We start from the raw sequence: 6,971 nt of genomic DNA on the forward strand, positions 1-6,971 counted from the left end.
AGATGACTGTGGATTCTCACAACACCAATGCGCACACCGCGAATGCCCAGAACCTGGATGCCGAGAAGAAGGCCCGCCTTGCCGAGCTAGTCAAGGAACTGGCCGTAGTCCACGGCAAGGTGACCCTGTCCTCGGGCAAGGAAGCTAACTACTACGTGGATCTGCGCCGCGCTACCTTGCACCACGAGGCCTCCCGCCTCATCGGTGCGCTGCTTCGCGAGTTGACCGCCGATTGGGATTTCGCGGCCGTCGGTGGCCTAACGCTCGGCGCCGACCCTGTTGCTACTTCCATCATGCATGCCGACGGCCGCGATATCGACGCCTTCGTCGTGCGCAAAGAAGCCAAGAAGCACGGCATGCAGCGCCGCATCGAGGGCACGGACGTGGAAGGAAAGAAGGTCCTTGTCGTAGAAGACACCACGACCACCGGTAACTCCCCGCTGACCGCCGTGGCTGCGCTGCGCGAGGCCGGCGCCGAGGTCGTTGGCGTAGCGACCGTCGTAGACCGCGAGACTGGTGCCGGCGACGTCATCGCCGCAGAAGGCCTTGAATACCGCTCCCTGTTGGGCCTGGGCGACCTTGACCTTGCCTAACGCAGACGAGGCCAAGGGCCCGACCGAGTGGAACGAGGGCCGCCATGGCGTAGGCCCGTGGGAAGGTCCGCTGCCGCAAGGGCCAGAGGCTGAGAAATACGACCCAGAGCTGCTCGCTGAAGGCGACCGTCGCAACGTCGTCGATGCCTACCGCTACTGGAGCAGGGAAGCGATCAAAAAGGACATCGATAAGCGCCGGCATAGCCTGCACATCGCTATCGAGAACTTTGAAAACGATGCCAATATTGGCACCGTCGTGCGTACCGCCAACGCCTTCGCCGTCGATACAGTGCACATCGTCGGCCGCCGGCGGTGGAATCGGCGTGGGGCAATGGTGACGGATAGGTACCAGCACTTGATGCACCATGAGAGCGTCGAGAAGCTTATTGCGTGGGCGGCCGAGGAGGGGCTGACCGTCGTCGCCATCGACAACACCCCCGGTTGCGTGCCCCTGGAAACGGCCGAGCTGCCGGAGCGCAGCCTGCTGCTTTTCGGCCAGGAAGGCCCCGGTGTGACGCAAGCGGCCCAGGACGCTGCGCTGATGACCTGCTCCATCGCCCAATTTGGCTCCACCCGCTCCATCAACGCGGGTGTCGCGGCCGGCATTGCCATGCACGCCTGGATCCGCCAGCACGCCGATCTGGCCAACTCCTGGTAGGAAGATCGTTACACTAGCTATATCTACCCGTGCGACTGGAGTGATTGAGGAACCGTGGAAGAAAAGTGGGCCCACCGCGCCGAACTCGCAGAGGCCGCCATCAATGAGCGCCACGCGCACTCCGTATGGGGCCTGCCGCGCACCAATCTTGCCGTGGTCAGCTGGCCGCCCACCACGAAGGAAAAGCTCTTTGTCCACTGGCACTACTGGTGGCAGGCCCACTACCTGGACTGCCTCGTCGATGCGGCGCTGCGCAATAACACCAAGGTGCGGCGCCACCGCATCTATGACACCTTGCGCGGCATTCGCATCCGCAACCTCGCGCAGCTGACCAAGAATAAGTACTACGATGACAAGGGGTGGCTCGCCTTGGCCTTCGGCCGCGTGGAGGAGCTAAAGAAGGCGAAGACGCCGAAGCGTTTGGCGGAGCTGCAGCGCAATATCCACGAAGGACTCGATGAATCGCTCGGCGTGTTGCCGTGGCGCCTCGGCGAGAATTTCATGAACGTGCCCTCCAATGGCCCGGGCGCCATCATGTTGGCGCGGATGGGGCGCATTGAGGAAGCGCGCCACATCATCGACTGGATCTACGATCACCTGCTTGATGACGACGGCTACATCATGGACGGCGTGCGCATGCGCATGGACGGCCCTGAGGTGGTAAAAAACATCCACCCCTACTGCCAAGGCGTGGTTCTAGGTGCGTGCTTGGAAATTGTGCTGGCGCTGCGGGAAAAGGCCGGTATCGGTGATTTGGAGCAAATCGACAGCGTGCACGAGGCCGAGCTGGCGTCCGAGATGATGGACTACATTATCCGCATCCGCGGCCTGGTGCAGACGGTGGCTTCGGGCATGGCTACCCCCTCGGGCGTGGTGGACTGGGAGACCGGCGATGGTGATGGGGGCCTGTTTAAGGGCATTTTGATGCGCTATCTTGCCGACGTCGCCGTGCGCCTGCCCGGCGATTCTCCCGCCAACCGTGCCACGAAGAAGCTGGCCGCGCGCATGGTGATGGCCTCGGCCGAGTCGGTGTGGGAGCACCGCTTAGAGGTTGATGGTCTGCCGATCTTCGGCTCTGATTGGTTGTCCGATGCGCGCCTGCCGCATAACTACGGCTTCGGCCGGCGCACCATGAGTGAGAAGGTAGGCATCATCCGCGTGGACGAGCGCGATTTATCCGTGCAACTTTCCGGATGGATGCTGATGGAGGCCTGCGCTCGCGTGACGCGGCATCTATCTAAATAGTCCGCAGGGGCGGGCCAGTTGTGCGGCGCGCATAGATGGGTTGAAAATGTCACAGAGTTTTTGCGGCAGAAATTCCGTGAAACGGGCATACTTGGGTGCTGGAACGTGTTTGACCACAAACCCACTTTTAAGGATGGAAATTCATGCCAATTGCAACCCCTGAGGTCTATAACGAGATGCTGGATACCGCGAAGAAGAATGGCTTCGCGTTCCCAGCTATCAACTGCACCTCTTCTGAGACCATTAACGCAGCTCTGAAGGGCTTTGCGGAGGCCGAGTCCGACGGCATCATCCAGTTCTCTACCGGCGGCGCAGCCTTCGGTTCCGGCCTGGCACTGAAGGATAAGGTCAAGGGTGCTCAGGCATTGGCCGCATTCGCTCATGAGGCCGCGAAGCACTACGGCGTCAATATCGCGCTGCACACCGACCACTGCCAGAAGGAGGTACTCGATGAGTACGTCCGCCCGTTGCTGGCTATCTCCCAGGAGCGCGTCGACCGCGGCGAGAACCCGCTGTTCCAGTCCCACATGTGGGACGGCTCCGCTATTCCAATCGACGAGAACCTGGTCATCGCACAGGAACTGCTGGAAAAGGCTAAGAACGCTCACGTCATCCTCGAGGCTGAGATTGGCGTCGTCGGCGGCGAAGAGGACGGCGTTCAGGCAAAGGCAGGCGCTAACCTGTACACCTCCCCGGAGGACTTTGAAAAGACCATCGATGCCCTGGGCACCGGTGAGAAGGGCCGCTACATGCTGGCCGCTACCTTCGGCAACGTTCACGGCGTCTACAAGCCAGGCAACGTGAAGCTGCGCCCAGAGGTCCTGCTGGAGGGCCAGAAGGTTGCACAGAAGAAGCTCGGCCTGGGTGAGGACGAGTACGCCTTCGACTTCGTATTCCACGGTGGCTCCGGCTCCGAGAAGGAAAAGATTGAAGAGGCACTTCGCTACGGCGTCATCAAGATGAACGTGGATACCGATACCCAGTATGCCTTTACCAACCCGGTTGCTCGCCACATGATGGAAAACTACGATGGCGTCTTCAAGATTGACGGCGAGGTTGGCAACAAGAAGGTTTATGACCCACGCTCCTACCTGAAGAAGGCAGAGCAGGGCATGTCCGAGCGCGTCATCGAGTCTTGCCAGGACCTGCACTCTGTGGGCAAGTCCCTCTCCAAGTAAAGTTTCTAAGCTGCGGCAGCCCCTTAAGTAGGCACGCCGAACTGGCCGCTTCCCCCGCGTGGGAGGCGGCTTTTTCATGTCTTCGGCCAGGGTCGGGATTTCGCGGGCGGCGCTGGCGGGTGGTGGGGCCGAGGGGCTAAGGACCAGGTGGCTGCGTGTGGCGATTCGGTGGCCGGGTGGGGCTGGGGACGAAGCGCGGGGTATTGCTCCACGGCGGTACCCAGGCGATGCGGCCACTTACGCGCACCATACGGCCGCGTTCTGTGGGTCGGGAGGGGTCATCCTGGTTGATGGCGTTGTGGTGTGCGCACAGGGTGACCAGATTTTCTTGGTTTGTGGGTCCGCCGGTGGACCAGGCGGTGAGGTGGTGGACTTGGGCGTCGTCGGCAGGCGTATTACAACCCGGCCACGCGCACACGGGGTGCTCGGCCGCGGCGAGCATGCGTTGTTTCCACGTGGCCATGCGCTCGGTGCGATACAGGTTTACCGGGCCGTGCTCGGGGTGAACGAGGCTGACGTAGCCGCGCTGGGCGAGAGCGCGGGCAACCAGCTGTGCGCCGGTCATGCGGGCGCCGTTGGTGAGCTGGAGGGTGGTATCGGTGGCGTCGGAAGGCGCGGCGACGATGCGGTCGAGCTGGTCTAGGGTGAGGATGACGTTGGTGTGCACGGCCGGCAGCGCGCCGGGGTTGCCCTCGAGGAGGACCTTCTTGGCGGCGGCGAGGGGATCGTCTTTATTGACGGAGGAGAGCACGCCCTTGATATCGGCGATATCGGTGGGATCGGCCGTAATGGAGATGGTGTGGGGTCCGTCGGGGCGGCGGGTATAGCGCACGCCGGGCTCAGGGCGGCGGGGCGGATTGAGCTGCTTGAGGAGCTTCTTGGCCACGGAGGGAATCAGGCGCGCCTCGGTGCGGCAGAGCTCTAAGCGCAGGTCCCAGGCGCGGTTGGGATCGCGTACGCGGCGGGTATAGGACTCAATGCTATCGAGCGTGGCGAGGTCATGGGCGCGGGTGCGGGCGGCGTCGCGCGCGAGGCGCTGCTTGCGGCTATTGGACGTGCGGCCGAAGTAGACGTGCTGCAGGCGGGCGAGCTAGGCAGCCAAAAGGGGGCTGGCTCCGGCCTTGAGGAGTGAGTCTTCGGAGCAGCCCTGAAACTCGGCGACGAGGTCGACGCCGCGGCGGCATAACAAAAGAAAATCGGTGTTCACACGGCCGAAGCTAAAGGGCACGCGAGGACCGAACAAGCGGTGTGCGGCCGGGAAGGGCGAAATTGTGGATAGGTGGGGGAGAAGGGGGCGTCGGCAAGAGCTATCCACAGGCCAGCCGACGGCCGAGATGCGCGGGGACGGCGGCGATGGTAGGGGCGGTCTTCTATGCTGGAAGTCATGTCGGAAGCGAAGGAAAGAGTCTCAACGCGGGAAAAGCTGCGGGTGATTGACCGCTCGGTGCTCTCGCGGGTAAACCGCATCCGCGCGCGGTTTGTCTACATCGTCCAGGCGACCATTGGTGCGGCGCTCGCGTACTGGGTGGCCGGCGATGTGGTGGGGCACCCGCAGCCGTTCTTTGCGCCGATTTCCGCGGTCATCATTTTAGGGATGTCCGGTGGGGACAGGATGAAGAAGGCGCTGGAGATGTCGATTGGCGGCATCATCGGCGTGGCCGTAGGCGACTTGCTCTTTCAGATTGTGGGGCAGGGGCCGTTCCAGATTTTCTTCATCGTGGGCGCGGGCCTGGTGGTGGGCTCGTTTTTGACCAAGTCGCCGCTGATTACTAACCAGATTGTCTTTGGCGCGATTTTGATTGCGACGATTTTCCCACCCACGGAGGGCCCGGGTGGCCTGCACCGCGCGATCGACGCGATGATTGGCTCAGGCATTGGCCTGATAACCATCGCGTTGATTCCCAATTCCCCGTTGGTGGAGGCGCGGCGCGAGGTATCGAAGGTGCTCAAGATTGCCTCAAGCATTCTTGCCGACGTCACGTACGGCATCCGCCAGCAAGACCCCGCCGTTATCCGAGATGCGCGCGAGGCGGTGCGCGGTACGCAAGACAGCGTGAATACCCTGCTGAGTGCGGCGCAATCGGGCAGGGAGGCCTCGGAGGTCTCGCCACTGTTGTGGGCATCGCGGCGCAGCATTCGCTCGCTGGAGCGCATCCTCATGCCGGTAGATAACGCGGTGCGCGGCGTGCGCGTGCTCTCCCGCCAGGCATTGGGCCTGACGGAGGACCGCGACAAGGTTTCAGACGAGCAGGTGGAATTGCTCGATGAGCTTTCTGAAATCATGCTCGCCATCAGCGAGCTCTACGGCCAGGGCAAACAGCATGGGCACGACGAAGCGATTGAGATTCCGGACCTCGTGCAGCGTCTGCGCATCGTGGGCGGGCGCGCCGGGATAGACATCATTGACAAGGACGGCACGTTATCGGCCTATATGATTTTGGGCCAGACGCGTTCCATTGTGGTGGACATGCTGATGGTGTGCGGGCTCTCGCGTGAGTCGGCCGTGGCGCACTTGGTGCCGACGTCGCAGCATCCGGCCTACCCGCCGGAGGTGTGGGGGCGCGAGGACTAGCGTCCTCGCGCGTAGATAAAGACGCCGTGCGCAATGAGTGACGTCGCGCGGGGGCTAAGGACGGACGATCTGGAGGTCGCGCAGGTGGCGGTAGAAGGTCACGCGGGTCACCGGCCGCTTGTGGGGGACCGAATCGACGATGACGCGCAGCTGTGGGCCGCCGGCCTGGACGGCGCGGCCGGTGCGCACGGATTCGGGGTCGAGTTGGCCGGGCTTGCGCAGGAGCGAGCGGAGGCGGCCCTGGGATTCGACGGGGGAGGTAGCGCGGGCGGCGAGGATGCCGGGGGCATCGGTCATCGGGACTAGGCGTGCGCCGAAGGTCTTGGGGGAGGAGGCGGCGAGCGTGTGGTCATCGATGATGATTTCGCCGGTGAAAGCGCCGTTTGCGGAATCCGAGATGGTGGCAGAGCCAGCGACTGCGAGGCCAGAATCGTTGCGGATGAGCGGAGCTGGGCGGGCCGGGGCGGTGCGGGCGAAGTCGAGGGCTTCGGCCGGGGCGGTGGGAAGACCCCAGTTCTGCGCGGCCGAGGACGCGGTGGACGAAGTGGAGGTGGCCGGCGCGGTGGTTGAGGAGGAGGATGCTGCGGACGAGGGGACGGGGATGAAGGCAACCTCGGCCCAGAGGCGGTCGGAGCGCATGAGGCGAGTGAGCACGGCCGAGAGGGCGGCGTCGGAGCCGGCGACGACGATGCGGGCGGGCTCTGTTAGGTGGGGCGCCTGTGGGG

The 6,971-nt window shown here is 63.4% G+C and carries 8 protein-coding genes; 6 read left to right on the plus strand and 2 right to left on the minus strand.

The genetic code is table 11. The features are described from left to right. Nucleotides 1–2 precede the first annotated feature (2 nt). The 4 genes from pyrE (at nt 3) to fbaA (ending at nt 3,674) form a co-directional block, all read left to right on the plus strand. Complete coding sequence (gene pyrE, locus RAE07_RS09130; protein ID WP_051138304.1) at nt 3–593, plus strand: orotate phosphoribosyltransferase; 591 nt, start codon at nt 3–5, stop codon at nt 591–593. Beyond that, nucleotides 586–1,251 (plus strand): TrmH family RNA methyltransferase, encoded by a 666-nt coding sequence (locus RAE07_RS09135; RefSeq protein ID WP_317001728.1) that lies wholly within the window; start codon nt 586–588, stop codon nt 1,249–1,251. The genes pyrE and RAE07_RS09135 overlap by 8 nt, the downstream gene beginning before the upstream one ends. A 54-nt stretch (nt 1,252–1,305) precedes the next feature. After that, entirely contained in the window at nt 1,306–2,496 is a 1,191-nt protein-coding gene (locus RAE07_RS09140) for a glycoside hydrolase family 76 protein (RefSeq protein WP_317001729.1), read from the plus strand. Between the two features lie 143 nt (nt 2,497–2,639). Next, on the plus strand, nt 2,640–3,674 hold the full coding sequence (gene fbaA, locus RAE07_RS09145) for a class II fructose-bisphosphate aldolase (RefSeq protein WP_023019991.1): 1,035 nt from the start codon (nt 2,640–2,642) through the stop codon (nt 3,672–3,674). Nucleotides 3,675–3,810: 136 nt separating this feature from the next. Here fbaA and RAE07_RS09150 read toward each other — a convergent pair whose 3' ends face one another. Beyond that, the gene (locus tag RAE07_RS09150; protein ID WP_317001730.1) at nt 3,811–4,560 is read right to left on the minus strand and encodes an HNH endonuclease signature motif containing protein; all 750 of its coding nucleotides are present in this window, start codon (nt 4,558–4,560) and stop codon (nt 3,811–3,813) included. Nucleotides 4,561–4,674: 114 nt separating this feature from the next. Here RAE07_RS09150 and RAE07_RS09155 point away from each other — a divergent pair, with 114 nt between their 5' ends. Next, a complete protein-coding gene (locus RAE07_RS09155) occupies nt 4,675–4,806 on the plus strand; it encodes a hypothetical protein (RefSeq protein WP_317001731.1) in 132 nt (43 codons plus the stop codon). 240 nt (nt 4,807–5,046) lie between these two features. After that, nucleotides 5,047–6,246, plus strand: coding sequence for an FUSC family protein (locus RAE07_RS09160; protein WP_317001732.1), 1,200 nt, complete (start codon nt 5,047–5,049; stop codon nt 6,244–6,246). A gap of 54 nt (nt 6,247–6,300) precedes the next feature. On the opposite strand, the gene RAE07_RS09165 is transcribed toward RAE07_RS09160, so the two are convergent. After that, nucleotides 6,301–6,971: hypothetical protein (locus RAE07_RS09165; RefSeq protein ID WP_317001733.1), on the minus strand; the 671-nt coding region annotated here is incomplete at its 5' end.

Source organism: Corynebacterium nasorum, assembly GCF_032821635.1.
Taxonomy (GTDB): Bacteria; Actinomycetota; Actinomycetes; order Mycobacteriales; family Mycobacteriaceae; genus Corynebacterium; species Corynebacterium kefirresidentii.